The organism is Streptomyces sp. TOM-9 (assembly GCF_056858595.1).
This window is the reverse complement of the sequence record NZ_JBXEQB010000001.1, coordinates 2,602,993-2,618,789: the sequence shown is the minus strand read 5'-3', so window position 1 is coordinate 2,618,789 and position 15,797 is coordinate 2,602,993. Positions and strand designations below refer to the sequence as shown.

At 73.6% G+C, this 15,797-nt stretch carries 13 protein-coding genes; 8 read left to right on the top strand and 5 right to left on the bottom strand.

The features are described 5' to 3' along the window. The first annotated feature begins 80 nt into the window (after positions 1–80). From AC1VWI_RS12305 to AC1VWI_RS12295, 3 genes are all read left to right on the top strand, one after another. Complete coding sequence (locus tag AC1VWI_RS12305; RefSeq protein ID WP_499511019.1) at positions 81–1,475, top strand: aldehyde dehydrogenase family protein; 1,395 nt, start codon at positions 81–83, stop codon at positions 1,473–1,475. A gap of 17 nt (positions 1,476–1,492) precedes the next feature. Next, positions 1,493–2,575 carry a zinc-binding dehydrogenase gene (locus AC1VWI_RS12300; RefSeq protein ID WP_499511018.1) on the top strand — a complete coding sequence of 361 codons (1,083 nt, stop codon included), beginning with the start codon at positions 1,493–1,495 and terminating at the stop codon, positions 2,573–2,575. 789 nt (positions 2,576–3,364) lie between these two features. Then, a complete protein-coding gene (locus AC1VWI_RS12295) occupies positions 3,365–3,652 on the top strand; it encodes a hypothetical protein (protein ID WP_499511017.1) in 288 nt (95 codons plus the stop codon). A gap of 3 nt (positions 3,653–3,655) precedes the next feature. Here the strand turns inward: AC1VWI_RS12295 and AC1VWI_RS12290 are convergent, their stop codons facing one another. Next, positions 3,656–4,312 (bottom strand): TetR/AcrR family transcriptional regulator, encoded by a 657-nt coding sequence (locus AC1VWI_RS12290; RefSeq protein WP_499511016.1) that lies wholly within the window; start codon positions 4,310–4,312, stop codon positions 3,656–3,658. Between the two features lie 68 nt (positions 4,313–4,380). Here AC1VWI_RS12290 and AC1VWI_RS12285 point away from each other — a divergent pair, with 68 nt between their 5' ends. Both AC1VWI_RS12285 and AC1VWI_RS12280 read left to right on the top strand, forming a co-directional pair. Continuing rightward, positions 4,381–5,532, top strand: a complete 1,152-nt coding sequence (locus tag AC1VWI_RS12285; RefSeq protein ID WP_499511015.1) for an acyl-CoA dehydrogenase family protein — start codon at positions 4,381–4,383, stop codon at positions 5,530–5,532. Between the two features lie 71 nt (positions 5,533–5,603). Then, a complete protein-coding gene (locus AC1VWI_RS12280; RefSeq protein WP_499511014.1) occupies positions 5,604–6,236 on the top strand; it encodes a TetR/AcrR family transcriptional regulator in 633 nt (210 codons plus the stop codon). On the opposite strand, the gene AC1VWI_RS12275 is transcribed toward AC1VWI_RS12280, so the two are convergent. Continuing rightward, positions 6,227–6,688: a MaoC family dehydratase gene (locus AC1VWI_RS12275; protein ID WP_499511013.1), complete on the bottom strand. Its 462-nt coding sequence runs from the start codon at positions 6,686–6,688 to the stop codon at positions 6,227–6,229. The genes AC1VWI_RS12280 and AC1VWI_RS12275 overlap by 10 nt on opposite strands. 126 nt (positions 6,689–6,814) lie before the next feature. Here AC1VWI_RS12275 and AC1VWI_RS12270 point away from each other — a divergent pair, with 126 nt between their 5' ends. Together AC1VWI_RS12270 and soxR are read left to right on the top strand one after the other, a co-directional pair. Then, on the top strand, positions 6,815–8,134 hold the full coding sequence (locus tag AC1VWI_RS12270) for a glycosyltransferase 87 family protein (RefSeq protein ID WP_499511012.1): 1,320 nt from the start codon (positions 6,815–6,817) through the stop codon (positions 8,132–8,134). A gap of 9 nt (positions 8,135–8,143) precedes the next feature. Further along, on the top strand, positions 8,144–8,689 hold the full coding sequence (gene soxR / locus AC1VWI_RS12265) for a redox-sensitive transcriptional activator SoxR (protein ID WP_499511011.1): 546 nt from the start codon (positions 8,144–8,146) through the stop codon (positions 8,687–8,689). Here soxR and AC1VWI_RS12260 read toward each other — a convergent pair. Then, the gene (locus AC1VWI_RS12260) at positions 8,622–10,067 is read right to left on the bottom strand and encodes an amidase (protein WP_499511010.1); all 1,446 of its coding nucleotides are present in this window, start codon (positions 10,065–10,067) and stop codon (positions 8,622–8,624) included. The two genes, soxR and AC1VWI_RS12260, sit on opposite strands and share 68 nt — an antisense overlap. Positions 10,068–10,732: 665 nt before the next feature. Further along, positions 10,733–11,332 (bottom strand): hypothetical protein, encoded by a 600-nt coding sequence (locus tag AC1VWI_RS12255; protein WP_499511009.1) that lies wholly within the window; start codon positions 11,330–11,332, stop codon positions 10,733–10,735. A gap of 190 nt (positions 11,333–11,522) precedes the next feature. On the opposite strand from AC1VWI_RS12255, the gene AC1VWI_RS12250 reads away from it, so the two are divergent. Next, positions 11,523–14,270 (top strand): penicillin acylase family protein, encoded by a 2,748-nt coding sequence (locus AC1VWI_RS12250; protein WP_499511008.1) that lies wholly within the window; start codon positions 11,523–11,525, stop codon positions 14,268–14,270. Positions 14,271–14,314: 44 nt separating this feature from the next. On the opposite strand, the gene AC1VWI_RS12245 is transcribed toward AC1VWI_RS12250, so the two are convergent. Then, positions 14,315–15,619: a lipase family protein gene (locus AC1VWI_RS12245; protein WP_499516783.1), complete on the bottom strand. Its 1,305-nt coding sequence runs from the start codon at positions 15,617–15,619 to the stop codon at positions 14,315–14,317. Between the last annotated feature and the right edge of the window lie 178 nt (positions 15,620–15,797).

Here is a 15,797-nt window from a genome sequence, read left to right as displayed (position 1 = left end):
ACGGGGTGCCGCCCTGGAAACGGAAAACTATCGGCGCTAGTTTGGGCGGGCCACGGCAGGTCCGCCCGGGAGGACAAGGGATGAAGCCGCACGACGGGATGTACATCGACGGCGAATGGCGGCCCGCCGCCGGCACGGAGACGATCGACGTCGTCAACCCCGCCGACGAGCAGGTGTTCGCCACCGTGCCCGCGGGCACCGCCGCCGACGTCGACGCGGCGGTCGGCGCCGCCCGGGCCGCGTTCCCCGGCTGGGCCGCCACGCCGCCCGCCGAACGGGCCGCCCGGATCGCCGCGCTGCGCGACATCCTCGCCGCGCGCCGCGACGAGATCGCCGAGACCGTCACCGCCGAACTCGGCGCGCCGCTGCCGTTCAGCCAGGCGGTCCACGCGGGGCTCCCGGTCGCGGTCGCCGGCTCGTACGCCGAACTCGCCGCCACCCACGCCTTCGAGGAGCGGATCGGCAACTCCACCGTCCTCCACGAGCCCGTCGGAGTGGTCGGCGCGATCACCCCCTGGAACTACCCGCTCCACCAGATCGTCGCCAAGGTCGCCCCCGCGCTCGCCGTCGGCTGCACGGTCGTCCTCAAGCCCGCCGAGGACACCCCGCTGGTCGCCCAGCTCTTCGCCGAGGCCGTCCACGAAGCGGGCGTGCCCGCGGGCGTGTTCAACCTCGTCACCGGTCTCGGCCCGGTCGCCGGACAGGCCCTGGCCGCCCACGAAGGCGTCGACCTGGTCTCCTTCACCGGATCCACCGCCGTCGGGCGGCAGATCGCCGCGACCGCGGGCGCCGCCGTCAAGCGGGTCGCCCTGGAACTCGGCGGCAAGTCCGCCAACGTCATCCTCCCGGGCGCGGACCTCGCCAAGGCCGTCAACGTCGGCGTCGCCAACGTCATGTCCAACAGCGGTCAGACGTGCAGCGCCTGGACCCGCATGCTCGTCCACCGGGACCGGTACGAGGAGGCGGTGGCCCTCGCCGTGACGGCCGCCGCCAAGTACGTGCCCGGCGAGCGCATCGGCCCCGTCGTCAACGCCAAGCAGCACGAGCGCGTCCGCGGCTACATCGCCAAGGGCGTCGAGGAGGGCGCCCGCCTCGTCGCCGGCGGCACCGACGTCCCCCGGGAGCGCGGCTACTGGGTCAGCCCCACCGTCTTCGCCGACGTCACCCCGGAGATGACGATCGCCCAGGAGGAGATCTTCGGCCCCGTCCTGTCGATCCTGGCGTACGAGGACGAGGAGGACGCGCTGCGCATCGCCAACGGCACCGTCTACGGCCTCGCCGGGGCGGTCTGGGCGGCCGACGAGGCGGCGGCCGTCGCCTTCGCCCGGCGCATGGACACCGGCCAGGTCGACATCAACGGCGGCCGCTTCAACCCGCTGGCCCCGTTCGGCGGGTACAAGCAGTCCGGCGTCGGGCGCGAGCTCGGCCCGCACGGCCTCACCGAATACCTCCAGACCAAGTCCCTCCAGTTCTGAGCGCAGGAGAAAACACCGTGGTCCGCGCCGCCGTACTGCCCGCCGTCAACGCGCCCCTGACCCTCGCCGAGATCGACCTGCCCGAACCCGGGCCGGGCCAGGTACGGGTCAGGCTCGCCGCGGCCGGGGTGTGCCACTCCGACCTGTCCCTGTCCAACGGGACGCTGCGGCAGCCCGTGCCCGCCGTCCTCGGACACGAGGGCGCCGGCACGGTCGTCTCCGTGGGCGAGGGCGTCACGGGTGTGGCCCCGGGCGACCGCGTCATCCTCAACTGGGCGCCCTCCTGCGGCGCCTGCCACTACTGCGGGCTCGGCGAGCCCTGGCTGTGCGCCGCCGCGGGCGCGGCGGCGGGCGTGCCCCACGCCAAGCTCGTGGGCGGCGGCGACGAGCTCTACCCGGGGCTCGGGACGGCCGCGTTCGCCGAGGAGACCGTGGTCCCGGCGGCCGCGGTGCTGCCCCTCCCGGACGGGGTGCCGCTCACCGAGGCCGCGCTCCTCGGGTGCGCCGTGCTCACCGGGTACGGGGCGGTCCACCACAGCGCCGGGGTGCGCCCCGGGGAGTCCGTCGCCGTCTTCGGTGTCGGGGGCGTCGGCCTCGCCGTCCTCCAGTCGGCCCGCATCGCGGGGGCGGGCGCCGTCGTGGCCGTCGACGTCTCCCCGGAGAAGGAGCCCCTGGCGCGGGCCGCGGGCGCCACGGAGTTCCTCCTTGCGGGGGAGGACGTCGCGAAGCGCATCCGCGCGCTGACCGGCGGGCACGGGGCGGACGTCGCCATCGAGTGCGTGGGGCGCGGCGAGACGATCCGCTCCGCGTGGTCCTCGACGCGGCGCGGCGGGCGCACGACGGTGGTGGGCATCGGCGGGAAGGGGGACCTGGTCTCCTTCTCCGCGCTGGAGCTCTTCCACTTCGGGCGCACGCTGTCGGGGTGCGTGTACGGGAACAGCGACCCGGCGCGGGACCTGCCCGTCCTGGCGGAGCACGTGCGGGCGGGGCGGCTCGACCTGTCGGCGATGGTCACGGAGCGGATCGGGCTGGAGGGGATTCCGGGGGCGTTCTCGGCGATGCTGGCGGGGAGGGGCGGGCGGGCGCTGGTCGTCTTCTGACCGGTTCGTCGCCGTCTGCGGGTTCGTTGCGCCTGCGGCGGGCATCCCCCGCCCTCCCGCCGATTGCCCGGCGCGGTCAGTGCGGGCCTGCGCTGCGTTGGGTTGGGGTCGGGGCCGCGCCGGCGCACTCCCCCAGCCTTCGGCCGGGGGGACCCCCACAGCGCTCGCGGTTTGGCCCTGCGTCGTTCGGCGCCCGGGTTCGCCGCTCGTCTCCCCCAGCCTTCGGCCGGGGGGACCCCCATGGGCGCACCCCGCCACACCCCCTCCCGTGTGTTGGGGCGCATGACGGCCGGTGGGGGGTGAGTGGGGCACTTGCGGCGACCCCGGACCGCCTTTTCACCCTCCACCGGCCGTTGGTCGCGGAACCGACGGAGGGGGCGGGGGAGGTGGGGGTCCCCCCGGCCGAAGGCTGGGGGAGGGTGGGCGTTCTGGACGCTGACGTGTATGTGTTGTGCGGCACAGACGGCACAACAAGTGCCGCCCGTCATGCACATAAATATGCGGTCCAGAATGCCCAGCCCCGGAGGCCCCGACCCCGGCCCACCACACACGCGCGCAGGCCCGCACCAACCGCGCCGGATGGGGGTCCCCCCGGCCGAAGGCTGGGGGAGGGCGGCGGGCGGGAAACCCCCAACCGCAACGACAACGGCGCCGCACCTGCACATGGACGCCCCGACCGTGTCAAGCCACGAAATGAAGGGGCGTGACCGGGAGCGGGCACGCACCGCCTACTGGAGGGAGTCCAGATACGCGGGCCGCACAGGCGGCCTCCGCCCGAGGGGAACTCCCATGCCGCACAAGATCCTGACCCGCCGCTTCTTCGCGCTCGCCGCCGCCTCCGCCTTCGTGACGGGTGGCGCGCTGCTGCCCACGACCGCGTTCGCCGATGACTCCGGGTCGTACTCGACGCTCCTCCACACCGACGACATGAGCCAGGACGGTTCCGGCGGCTGGGACGCGGATCACTGGGACCCGGGCCGCGGTGACCACGACGGGGACGGCTACGGCGGCGGCATGGACACCGACGACGACTGGCGCACGCACCCCGTCTGCTTCGCCGCCCCCTGCGAGCTGTGAGGCCTACTGGGCCTCGGGGGCCGGTGCCCGGCCGAGCGCAGCGAACTGCACCGCGAGGCCGTCGACGAGGGCGCGCAGGCCCGTCTCGAAGGCGCCCTCGTCCACCTGCTGCTGCCGTTCCGCGAGCAGGTGGGCCTGCCCGAGGTGCGGGTAGTCCGCCGGGTCGTACGCCGAGGGGTCGTCGACGAACCCCCGCGCGAAGGACCCCAGCGCAGACCCCGCCACGAAGTACCGCATGAGCGCGCCCACGCGGGTGGCGTGGGCCGGGGGCCAGCCGGCGGCGGTCATGCCGCCGAAGACCGCGTCGGCCATGCGCAGGCCTGCCGGACGGCGGCCCGGGCCCTGCGCGAGGAACGGGACGATCTGGGGGTGGGCCGCGAGCGCGGCGCGGTAGGAGCGGGCCCAGGCGACCAGGGCGTCGCGCCAGTCACGGCCGTCGTCGAACATGGAGAGGTCGACCTCGCCGACGACCGCGTCGGCGACCGCGTCCAGGATCCCGTCCTTGGTCGTGAAGTGGTTGTAGAGGCTCGGCCCGCTGACGCCGAGCTCCGCCGCGAGACGGCGCGTGGAGACGGCCTGCAGTCCCTCCCCGTCCACGAGCGCGAGTGCCGTGGCGACGATGCGTTCGCGGCTGAGCAGGGGCTTGCGGGGGCGGGCCATGCGGCACATAGTAGAGGCTGCCGGCAGGAAACTAGCAGTGATAATTTAAAGCCGAACCGAGGTGCGCCGTGAATCTTGAGCTGTCCGAGGAGCAGGCCGCGGTCCGCGCGCTGGCCGCCGAGTTCGCCGAGCGCGAGATCGTGCCGCACGCGGCCGCGTGGGACCGGGCGGAGGGCGTGGACCGGGGCATCGTCAAGAAGCTGGGTGCCGTGGGCTTCCTCGGGCTGACCATCCCGGAGGAGTACGGCGGCTCGGGTGGCGACCACCTGGCGTACTGCCTGGTCACCGAGGAGCTGGGGCGCGGGGACTCGTCCGTGCGGGGGATCGTCTCCGTCTCGCTCGGGCTGGTGGCGAAGTCCGTCGCCCACTGGGGCACGGAGGAGCAGAAGCGGGCCTGGCTGCCCCGGCTGGCCTCCGGCGAGGCGGTGGGCTGCTTCGGGCTGACCGAGCCCGGCACCGGCTCGGACGCCGGCAGCCTGACCACGCGGGCCCGGCGCGAGGGCGGCGACTACGTGATCAACGGCGCCAAGATGTTCATCACGAACGGCACCTGGGCGGACGTGGTCCTGCTCTTCGCCCGCACCAACGACCTCCCCGGCCACAAGGGCGTCAGCGCCTTCCTCGTGCCCACCGGCACCCCCGGCCTCTCCCGGCACGAGGTACACGGGAAGCTGGGGCTGCGCGGCCAGGCCACGGCGGAGCTGGTGCTGGAGGACGTGCGCGTGCCGGCCTCGGCGATGCTCGGGCCGGAGGGGAAGGGCTTCTCGGTGGCGATGTCCGCCCTGGCCAAGGGCCGCATGTCGGTCGCCGCCGGGTGCGTGGGCATCGCGCAGGCGGCGCTGGACGCGGCCGTGGGCTACGCCAAGGACCGCGTGCAGTTCGGCAAGCCGATCGCCGCGCACCAGCTGGTGCAGGAGCTCCTCGCGGACATCGCCCTGGACGTGGACGCGGCCCGGCTGCTGACCTGGCGGGTCGCCGACCTCATCGACCGGGGCCGGCCCTTCGCGGCGGAGTCGTCCAAGGCGAAGCTCTTCGCGAGCGAGGCCGCGGTGCGCTGCGCCAACAACGCGCTGCAGGTCTTCGGCGGCTACGGCTACATCGACGAGTACCCCGTGGGCAAGCTGCTGCGGGACGCCCGCGTGATGACCCTCTACGAGGGCACGAGCCAGATCCAGAAACTGCTGATCGGCCGGGAGCTGACGGGGATCGCGGCCTTCTGACGGGGCGGGCCGGCGCCGACCGACCGCTCGGTATCTAAGCGCTTGCTCAGCGTCCATGTAGGGTGTCCGCCATGGACGTGGAGGCGGAGCAGTCGGAGCGGACCGAGGCGTGGACCGGCATCACCCCTGATGCCGCCAGGCGGCTGGTGATCGCCGCGGTCGAGGCGTTCGCGGAGCGCGGCTACCACGCGACGACCACGCGCGACATCGCGGGCCGGGCCGGCATGAGCCCCGCGGCGCTCTACATCCACTACAAGACCAAGGAAGAGCTCCTCTACCAGATCAGCGTGGTCGGGCACCGGCTCTCCCTCGGGCTGCTCCAGGACGCCGCGAACGGCGGGGGCGGCCCCGCCGAACGGCTGGCCACGGCCGTGCGCTCCTTCGTCCGCTGGCACGCGGAGCACCACACCACGGGCCGAGTCGTGCAGTACGAGCTCGGCGCCCTCGGCCCCGAGCACTACACCGAGGTGGTGGAGCTGCGCCGGGAGAGCGAGGCCGCGGTCCGCTCGGTCATCCACGACGGCGTGCAGGCCGGGGACTTCGACGTGCCGGACGTCTCCGGGACGACCGTCGCGCTGCTGTCGCTCTGCATCGACGTGGCCCGCTGGTTCAACCCCGGCGGGCGCCGGACGCCGGACGAGATCGGCGCGCTGTACGCCGATCTCGCCCTGCGCATGGTCGGGTACGCGCCCCGTCAGAGGTAGAAGCGGACGACCGTCTCGGCCACGCACACCGGCTTGTCGCCGCCCTCCCGCTCCACGGTGATCGCCACGACGAGCTGGGCACCGCCGGGCACCTCGCTCACCTCGGCGATCCGGCCGCCGGCCCGCAGCCGTGAGCCGACCGGCACGGGGGAGGGGAAACGGACCTTGTTCACGCCGTAGTTGACGCCCATCTTCACGCCCTCGACCCGCAGCAGCTCCGGGGTGAGGGACGGGATCAGCGACAGCGTCAGGTAGCCGTGCGCGATGGTGGTGCCGAAGGGGCCCTCGGCAGCCTTCTGCGGATCCACGTGGATCCACTGGTGGTCCCCGGTGGCGTCCGCGAACAGGTCGATCCGCTTCTGGTCGACCTCCAGCCAGCCGGTCGTCCCGAGGTCCTCCCCGATGGCGTCCTTCAGTTCGCCGACCGAGGTGAAGATCCTGGGCTGTCCCATGTCATGCCTCCCGTACTGTCCAAGCGCTTGCTCAGCATGGTCTCCGCGGAGGATCCGTGTCAACGCCCCGCACCCGGCGCGTATCAAGGGCCGTTCATCCGGTTTGTGACTATCTTTCATCTGCGTATGCCCCTGTTCGCGCCGGTGGAGGAGACGGAAGTGGCCGAGGCCCCCACGGAGACCAGCCCGTCCGACTGGCACCCGGTGGAGGTCCGAAGCGGCGGCCGCACCCCCTCCCCGGCGGCCGTCCGCACCGTCCTGCTGCGCCCCGCGACCTGGCCCCAGAGCTGGCTCGCCCTCGCCGTCTACTGGCTGGCCAGCCGGGTGGTCATGCTGGCCCTGCTGCGCAGCGGGCAGGGCGACATCGCCCGCGAGGTGCACTTCCTCTACCGCCACTGGAGCGAGGGCTTCACGCACTGGACCTTCCCCGTGGGCGACGTGACCTGGCAGTACCCGCCCGGGGCCGCGCTGGTGATGCTCGCCCCGGCGCTGCTGCCCGGGCTCAGCTACCTGCAGGGCTTCGTCCTGCTGTCGCTCGCCGCCGACGCCGTCGTCCTGCTCCTCCTGCTGCGGGCCGGGACCGGCCGGCCCGGACGCAGCACGGCCGGTGCCTGGCTGTGGGCGCTCGCCCTGCCGCTGCTGATGCAGCTGCCCTACGCCCGGTACGACCTGATGGTCACCGTCGTCGCCGTCGGCGCGCTGCTCGCGCTGCCCGCGCGGCCGCGGCTCGGCGGCGCGCTCGCCGGGCTCGCCGCCCTGATCAAGCTCTGGCCCGTGCTGACCGTGCTCGGCACCCCGCGCGGCCGGACCACCCGGCAGACCTGGACCGCGCTCGCCCTGTCCGCCGGCGGGCTGCTGCTGGTGCTGTGCACCGCGTTCCGCGGCGCCCTCGGCTTCCTGTCAGCGCAGCACCACCGCGGGGTCGAGATCGAGTCCCTCGGCGGCACCTTCCTGCACGTCGCCGAGATGTTCGGCTGGCCGGGGCGCGTGGTCGCGCACTACGGGTCGCTGGAGTTCACCGGCCCGTACGTCGCCGAGATCACCACCGCCTCCCTGCTGCTCACCGGGATCGCCCTGGTGTGGCTGCTGATGTGGCGCGTGAGGGCGGCCCGTTGGACCCCGGCCACGCCGTACGACGCGGCGCTGACCGCCGTGCTCCTGTTCACCGTCACCAGCCGGGTCATCAGCCCCCAGTACCTGGTCTGGCTGATCGGCCTCGGCGCGGTCTGCCTCACCATGCGGCAGACCACCCAACGGCCGGTCGCCGCGCTGGTGCTGCTCGCCACCGCCGTCACCACGGTCGACTACCCGCTGTTCTTCACGGACGTCACCGCCGTCACCTGGCAGGGCGCCGCCATCGTCGCCGTCCGCAACGCGCTGCTGGTCGCCGCCGCGCTCGTCTCCTGCGTCCGGCTGTGGCGGACCAGCGTCCCGCACCGCAAGTAGAGTCGGGACGTGGCGAGGATCCCGGGCGAGCACCGCGAACTGACCGTCGGCCAGCTGAGCGGGCGCAGCGGGGCCGCCGTCTCCGCGCTGCACTACTACGAGGCCCAGGGCCTGATCCGCAGCCGCCGCACAGCCGGCAACCAGCGCCGCTACGCCCGCGACACCCTGCGCCGCGTCGCCTTCATCCGGGCCTCCCAGCGGGTCGGCATGCCGCTCGCCGCGATCCGCGAGGCGCTGGACGGCCTGCCCGAGGGCCGCACCCCGGACCGGGCCGACTGGGCCCGGCTCTCCGCGGGCTGGCGGGCCGAACTCGACGCCCGCATCGACCGGCTCACCGCGCTCCGGGACAGCCTCGACGACTGCATCGGCTGCGGCTGCCTCTCCCTGGACCGCTGCGCCCTGTCCAACCCCGGCGACACGCTCGGCGACCAGGGACCGGGCGCGCGGCGGCTGCTCGGTACGGAGCCGCCGCCGCGCCCCGCCCCCGCTACCAGATCGCGGGCCTGCGGCCGGCCCACGGACGGGCCGCCTCCAGCTGCGCCGACAGCGAGATGAGCGTCGCCTCGTCCCCGTAACGGCCGCCGAACATCACACCGATCGGCAGCCCCTCCTCCGTCCAGTGCAACGGCACGTTCACGGCCGGCTGGCCGGTGGCGTTGAAGATCGGGGTGAACGGCGTGTAGACGGCCAGCCCCGCGAACTCCGCCGCCGGGTCGTCGTCGTCCCGCAGGCCCGCGCTCCCGACGAACGCCGGGGGCTGCGCCAGCGTCGGGGTCAGCACCAGGTCGTACGAGGACAGCAGCGCGTCCGCGATCAGCTGCCCCAGCGCCCGGAACGCGTACAGCGACGCCGCGAAGTCCGGGCCGCTCACCTTGCCGCCCTCGGCACGCAGGTGCCGCGTGAGCGGCATCAGCAGCTCCTCCTGTTCCGGCGCCACCGGGTAGACGGTGGCCATCACGCCCCACACCCGGGTGAAGGCGTGCAGGATCGCGTCGTCGACGGGCAGTTCGATCTCGTCCACCTGGTGTCCGAGCCCGCGCAGCAGTTCCGCGGTCCCCTCGTACGCGGCGCGGCAGTCCGGGTGCAGTTCGACCCCGGGCACGGGCGGCCGCGGCAGCCCCACCACGCGCAGCGCTCCCGGCTCACGGGTGACGTACGAGGAGAAGGACTCACCGGGCGGCAACGACGGCGCGCTGTACGGGTCGCCCGGCATCGGGCCCGCCAGGACGTCGAGCAGGGCCGCCGCGTCCGCGACCGTACGGGCTATCGGGCCGCTGCCGCTCAGACCGCTCACGTCGTGCTGCACCGGGCCCGCGCTGACCCTTCCGCGGCTGGGCTTGATGCCGAACAGTCCGCAGACGGAGGAGGGGATGCGGATCGAGCCGCCGCCGTCGCTGCCCTGCGCGACCGGCGCGAGCCCCGCGGCGACCGCGGCCGCCGCCCCGCCGCTGGAGCCGCCGGCGGACCGCTCCAGGTCCCACGGGGTGCGGGCGGGCGGGGCGAGCTTGTTCTCGGTGTAGCAGGGCAGCCCGAACTCCGGGGTGTTGGTCTTGCCCAGCAGGACCGTCCCGGCCGCGCGCAGTTTGGCGGCGACGTGGTCGTCGACGTCCGGCACGTGGTCGGCGTACGCCTGCGAGCCGAGGGTGCAGCGCACGCCGGCCACGAAGTTGAGGTCCTTGACCGGGACCGGGACGCCGTGCAGCGGCGACAGCTGCCCTTGGCGGTCCTCGCGGCGGGCCGCGAGCGCCTCCGACTCGGCGTCGGCGGCCTGCTTGCGGGCGATCTCCGGGGTCACGGTGATGAACGCCCCGAGGGTGTCGTTGTGCCGGTCGACGCGGTCCAGATAGTGCTCGGCGAGCTCTGTCGGGGAGACCTCCCCGGCCTTGATCGCGTTCCCCTGCTCCAGCGCCGTCAGATCGTGCAGCTCCGCCATGTGCCGGTCCCGTCCCGTCGCGCGAGGGTGTGCGTTGCCTGGGGTGGCATCGTCGCACCACGGCGGCGGGGTGTCAGTAGCGCGGTGTGTTCGTGGGGCCCGGGTGCCTCGTGTGCGGCGCCGCGGTTGTTGCTGTTGCGGTTTCTCCCCCGCCCGCCCGTTTGCCCGGCGCGATTAGTGACCGCCTCGCTGCGTTCGTTGTGGGGCGGTGCCGCGCCGGGGTACGCCCCCAGCCTTCGGCCGGGGGGCACCCCGCCACACCCCCTCCTGCCGGTTGGGGCGGCTAACGGCCGGTGGGGGTGAGAAGGCCGTCCGGGGTTGCCGCGAGTGCCTCACTGACCCCCCACCGGCCGTCATGGTGTGGCGGGGTGCGCCCATGGGGGTCCCCCCGGCCGAAGGCTGGGGGAGACGAGCGGCGAACGCGGTGCCGAACGACGCAGGGGTAAACCGCGAGCGCTGTGGGGGTCCCCCCGGCCGAAGGCTGGGGGAGTGCGCCGGCGCGGCCCCGACCCCAACCCAACGCAGCGCAGGCCCGCACTGACCACGCCGGGCAATCGGGTGGGCGGCGGGGAAACCGCCCGCCGCAGGCGCAAACAACCCGCACACAAGAACAGGCAGGCCGCGAGGGGCACCCCGGGTTGCAAGCACGGGCAGCGCGCGCAGGCTCACCCCGTGGGGGCGAGCGCACCGCGCGCCTCCGCGAGCGCGGCCTCGCAGAGGACCGGGAGCGGGACCACGATCCCGCACCGCCCGCACACGGGCCCCGCCCCGGGGTAGTGGTTGAGCCCGTTCCGCCACCGCAGGTGCGACTCGCCGCAGACCGGGCACCCCGTACCGGGCCCCGCGTCGATCGCCGCGATGATGCGCCGCAGTACGTCGGCCAGCCGGTCGTCGGGGTGGACGCGGGGGTCCTCGCACCAGGCGACCCCGTTGCCGCCCCAGGTGCGCCGGTGCCAGTCGTCGAGCGCGCCGGGCTGCCGGATGCCGTAGAACTTCTCCTCCTTGCGGCGGGCCGCGAACTCCCCCTCGTAGGTGAGCCAGACCGCCCGCGCCTCCTCCAGTTCCGCGAGGGCCGTGACGAGCCGGACCGGGTCCGGCTCGCGGTCGTCGGGCGCGATCCCCGCGCCGGCGCACAGGTGGTCCCAGGTCGCGCGGTGCCCGTACGGCGCGAAGCGCTCGAGGCACCTGCGCAGGTAGGTGCGGCGCTGGGTGGGGGAGCGCCGGGGATCGCGCACCTGTCTGGCGAGGCTCCGGAATCCGGCCATGGTGTGTGCCACCTCCGTCGTCGGTGTCGCATCGCTGTCGAATGGACGTAACGGACGGCGTTCCGGATCCATCCCCGGGGCGGCGAGTTCCAGCCGGGATGGCGTAGCTGAAACGTGACGCATGTTCATCTTACTGGGGGGTCATATTTCGAAGTAACCTGCGTCACACCGCGCTTCGTGAGGAGTGGTCATGCGAGCCAGATTTGGCAGGTTCAGGACAAGACTCAGAACGACCGCCGCGGCGGCGGTCCTCGCCCTGGGCGCGAGCCTCGTCGCGCCGCTGCCCATGGCGGCGCACGCCGCCCCCGTCACCGACTACTGTCAGGGGCGGTGCTCGGACATTCTGCCGCCGGGTGAGAACGGCAACGCCACCCTCGCCCAGATCCTGCTCAACCAGATCTTCGGCACCCAGCCGGAGCACGCGGAGGACCAGCTCGGGCCGTACGCGAACCTGGCCGGCGGGTACCAGAACCTCACCGACGCCACGATCAACAACTTCTTCAACGACGCCTCCTTCGGCGTCCCGTCCGGGCAGGTCGCCTCGACGACCTCGCCCCGCAGCGACGTGACGATCACCCGGGACAAGAAGACCGGGGTGCCGCACATCTCCGGCACGACCCGGTACGGGACGGAGTTCGGGGCCGGGTACGCCGCGGCGCAGGACCGGCTCTGGCTGATGGACCTGTTCCGGCACGTGGGACGCGGCCAGCTGACCTCCTTCGCCGGCGGCGCCCCCGCGAACCAGGGGCTGGAGCAGGAGTTCTGGCGCGCCGCGCCGTACACCGAGGAGGACCTGCAGGCCCAGATCGACTGGATCGCCACGCAGAACGGGGAGCGCGGCCGCCAGGCGCTGGCCGACGTCAACGCCTACGTCGACGGGATCAACGCCTACATCGCGGCCTCCGACAGCGGCCGCTACTTCCCCGGTGAGTACGTGCTGACCGGCCACAAGGACGCCATCACCAACGCCGGCACCATCGAGAGGTTCAAGTCCACCGACCTGATCGCCCTGGCGTCCGTGATCGGCGCGCTGTTCGGCACCGGAGGCGGTGGCGAGGTGACCAACGCCCTGTCCCTGCTGGCCGCCCAGCAGAGGTACGGGGTCACCGAGGGCACCAGGGTCTGGGAGTCCTTCCGCGAGCGCAACGACCCCGAGGCGGCCCTGACCGTGCACGACGGTCGGAGCTTCCCGTACGCCGTCCGGCCGGAGAACCCGCAGGGGAGGGCGCTGCCCGACACCGGGAGCGTCACGGTGGAGCCGCTGGTCTACGACCGCACCGGCAGCGCGGGCACCGCGAAGGCGTCCGCGGCCTCGAAGACCGCCACCACCGCGGCCCTGTCCGCGAACACCCGGGGCATGTCCAACGCGCTGCTGGTCAGCGGCGCGCACACCGCGAGCGGCCACCCGATCGCCGTCTTCGGCCCGCAGACCGGCTACTTCGCGCCACAGCTGCTGATGCTCCAGGAGATCCAGGGCCCCGGCATCAGCGCCCGCGGCGCCTCCTTCGCGGGTCTGAGCATGTACGTGGAGCTGGGCCGTGGCCAGGACTACGCGTGGAGCGCGACCACCTCGGCCCAGGACATCACCGACACCTACACGGTGGAGCTCTGCCAGGACGACGTCCACTACCTCTACCGCGGCACCTGCACGGCCATGGAGAAGCTGGAACGCAGCAACTCCTGGAAGCCCACGACCGCCGACGGCACCGCGGCCGGTTCCTACCGGATGCAGATCTACCGCACCGAGTACGGCCCGGTGACGCACCGCGCCACGGTCGGCGGCAAGAAGGTCGCCTACGTGTCGCTGCGCAGCTCCTACATGCACGAGGCCGACTCGGTCGTCGGCTTCCAGATGCTCAACGACCCGGCCGCCGTCACCGACGCGGCCTCCTTCCAGCAGGCCGTCCAGCACATCAACTACACCTTCAACTGGTTCTACGCCGACTCCCGGCAGGCCGCCTACTTCAACAGCGGCGCCAACCCGGTGCGGGCCGCGGACGTCGACCCGACCTTCCCGGTCCGGGCCGAACCCGCCTACGAGTGGCGCGGCTTCGACCCCGCCCACAACACCGCCGACTACACGTCCGCCTCGGAGCACCCGCAGTCCGTCGGCCAGGACTACTACGTCTCCTGGAACAACCGGCAGGCCAAGGACTACGACGCGGCCGGGTTCGGCAACGGCTCGGTGCACCGCGGCAACCTCCTGGACGACCGGGTGAAGAAGCTGGTCGCGGCGGGCGGAGTCACGCGGGCCCAGCTGACCAGGGCGATGGCCGACGCGGCCCTGACCGACCTGCGCGGCGAGGACGTGCTGCCCGACCTGCTCAAGGTGCTGCGCAGCGGCACGGTCTCCGACCCCGCGGTGTCCGCGGCCGTCACCAAGCTCTCCGACTGGGTGGCCGCCGGTGCCAAGCGCCGGGAGACCTCGCCGGGTTCGCACGCCTACGCCAACGCCGACGCGGTGCGGATCATGGACGCGTGGTGGCCGCTGCTGGTCCAGGCCGAGTTCGAACCGGGCCTGGGGAGCGAGCTGTACGCGGCGCTGACCGCCAACCTCACCGTCGACGAGGCGCCCTCGGCCGGGCACGGCCCGACCGGGTCGCACGCCGGCAGCTCCTTCCAGTACGGCTGGTGGTCCTATGTCGACAAGGACATACGGACGGTGCTCGGCGAACCCGTGCAGGGCGGCCTGGCGCGCACGTACTGCGGCGGCGGCGACCTCGCGGCCTGCCGGGACGTGCTGACCGGCACCCTCAAGCAGGCCGCCGCCAGGACCGCCGCCCAGGTGTACCCGGGTGACGAGAACTGCTCGGCCGGCGACCAGTGGTGCGCCGACACGGTCATCCACCGCACCCTCGGCGGCATCAAGCACGGCAAGATCAGCTGGCAGAACCGCCCGACCTACCAGCAGGTCGTGGAGTTCCCCGCCCACCGCTGATCCGTCGTGCACGGCCCGCGCGGGCCGGTGCCCGGCCCACGGCCTCAGGCCAGGAGCCGGCCCGCGCGCAACACGATCCGCGCCAGCTCGGGGTGGCAGATGTCGCTGTGCGCCCCGGAGGGCGGCCCCCCTCGGCGCACCACGGCCGAGGCGTCCACGCTCACGCACCCGGCCCGGGGGAACGCCCCGCGCAGCGCCTCGGCCAGCGGCACGTCCATGGTGTCGTCGACCGCCTTGATGCCGTCGTGGCCCGTGGCGCCCCAGCGGTCGCCGAGGTCGGGCCCGAACCCCCGGTCGTCACCCGCCAGCCGGGAGGCGATCGGGTACATCGTGCCGAGCGCCGTGTCGTGGCGGGAGTAGCAGGACACCACCGGGCCCGCCACCTTGAGCCGGGCGGTGCTCAACGCGCCGCCGTGGGCCCCGTCGTGGGGGAGCCGGGACGCGAACGCGTAGTGCGAGAAGGCGCCCTGGAGCAGGGTCACCGACTTCACGGCGCGTACCCCGTCGGGCAGTCCGCGCAGCGCGTAGGAGACCAGCCGGCCGCCGAAGCTGTGGCCGACCAGGTGGACGGAGAGCGAGGGGTGGGCCCGCGCGAGCCGGCCCAGGAGGGGGCCGAGGCCCCGCTCGCCCACCGTCCCGGCCCGCCGCTTCATCGCGTAGTACGTCGCCTGGCGCAGCATCTCCTTGGCGCCGTTCCACAGCCGCGTCCAGCCGCCGCCCGCCAGCGGCAGCCCGGTGCCGCCCTCCAGGGCCGCGGCGTACTCCTCGCAGGCGGCCACGGGGTCGCCGCACAGGACGGCCGGTTCGGCCCCCGGCGCCGCGTCGGAGGTGTCGTCCGCGCACAGCCCCGCCACGGCCTGCGGCGGCACCCCGGTCAGCCGCCGCACCAGGGCGGCGAACTCCGCGAACGGCTCCTCGCCGTCGGGGCGTTCCTCCAGCAGTTCGGCGATCCGGCGGATCTCGTCCTCGTGGCCGGGGAAGACCGCCACGAGCGCGTCACGGGTGGCCGCGTCGAGCGCCGGCTCGGGCCGCCGCGGTTCCGGGCCGGGCAGGAGGGCGTCGAAGTCGGGGATCGGCTCGTCGGTGAAGCGCATGGAGGGCCACAGCACGCCCACGTAGCCGATGACCGTGCCGGGCCGGGCGCGGCCGGCGAGCAGTCCGGGGACGGGGGCGAGGAAACGGTCGTACAGGCTGGTCGCTCCGGAGCGGTCGCTGTTCCAGCCGTGCGAGAAGACCAGCAGGTCGGTGACGCCCTTCGCGCCGACGCCCGCGGTGAGCCGGTCGCGCTGCGCCCGGTCGGGATCGCCGTCCGCGTCGAAGGTCAGCTCCCAGTACGGCTCGACACTCATTTCCGGCATGACCGTCCCCCTGGCTCGCCCGGACCGATGCGGTCGCATCATCCCAATCCGGCGAGGATGCGGCCATACACCGCGCGAGGGGAATTCCGGCACCGGCGCGGCGTGCCCTTCCCAAGTTCTGACCGACCGCTTAGTATGCCGAACGGAGCCGTTCCGAGTCGAAGGAGAC

Bases quoted from the DNA above. Each gene is read 5' to 3' on its own strand.
- AC1VWI_RS12255 (WP_499511009.1), bottom strand. From the start codon at position 11,332: ATGGCCGGATTCCGGAGCCTCGCCAGACAGGTGCGCGATCCCCGGCGC.
- AC1VWI_RS12305 (WP_499511019.1), top strand. From the start codon at position 81: ATGAAGCCGCACGACGGGATGTACATCGACGGCGAATGGCGGCCCGCC.
- AC1VWI_RS12295 (WP_499511017.1), top strand. From the start codon at position 3,365: ATGCCGCACAAGATCCTGACCCGCCGCTTCTTCGCGCTCGCCGCCGCC.
- AC1VWI_RS12270 (WP_499511012.1), top strand. From the start codon at position 6,815: ATGCCCCTGTTCGCGCCGGTGGAGGAGACGGAAGTGGCCGAGGCCCCC.
- AC1VWI_RS12260 (WP_499511010.1), bottom strand. From the start codon at position 10,067: ATGGCGGAGCTGCACGATCTGACGGCGCTGGAGCAGGGGAACGCGATC.
- AC1VWI_RS12290 (WP_499511016.1), bottom strand. From the start codon at position 4,312: ATGGCCCGCCCCCGCAAGCCCCTGCTCAGCCGCGAACGCATCGTCGCC.
- AC1VWI_RS12280 (WP_499511014.1), top strand. From the start codon at position 5,604: ATGGACGTGGAGGCGGAGCAGTCGGAGCGGACCGAGGCGTGGACCGGC.
- AC1VWI_RS12275 (WP_499511013.1), bottom strand. From the start codon at position 6,688: ATGGGACAGCCCAGGATCTTCACCTCGGTCGGCGAACTGAAGGACGCC.
- AC1VWI_RS12245 (WP_499516783.1), bottom strand. From the start codon at position 15,619: ATGAGTGTCGAGCCGTACTGGGAGCTGACCTTCGACGCGGACGGCGAT.
- AC1VWI_RS12250 (WP_499511008.1), top strand. From the start codon at position 11,523: ATGCGAGCCAGATTTGGCAGGTTCAGGACAAGACTCAGAACGACCGCC.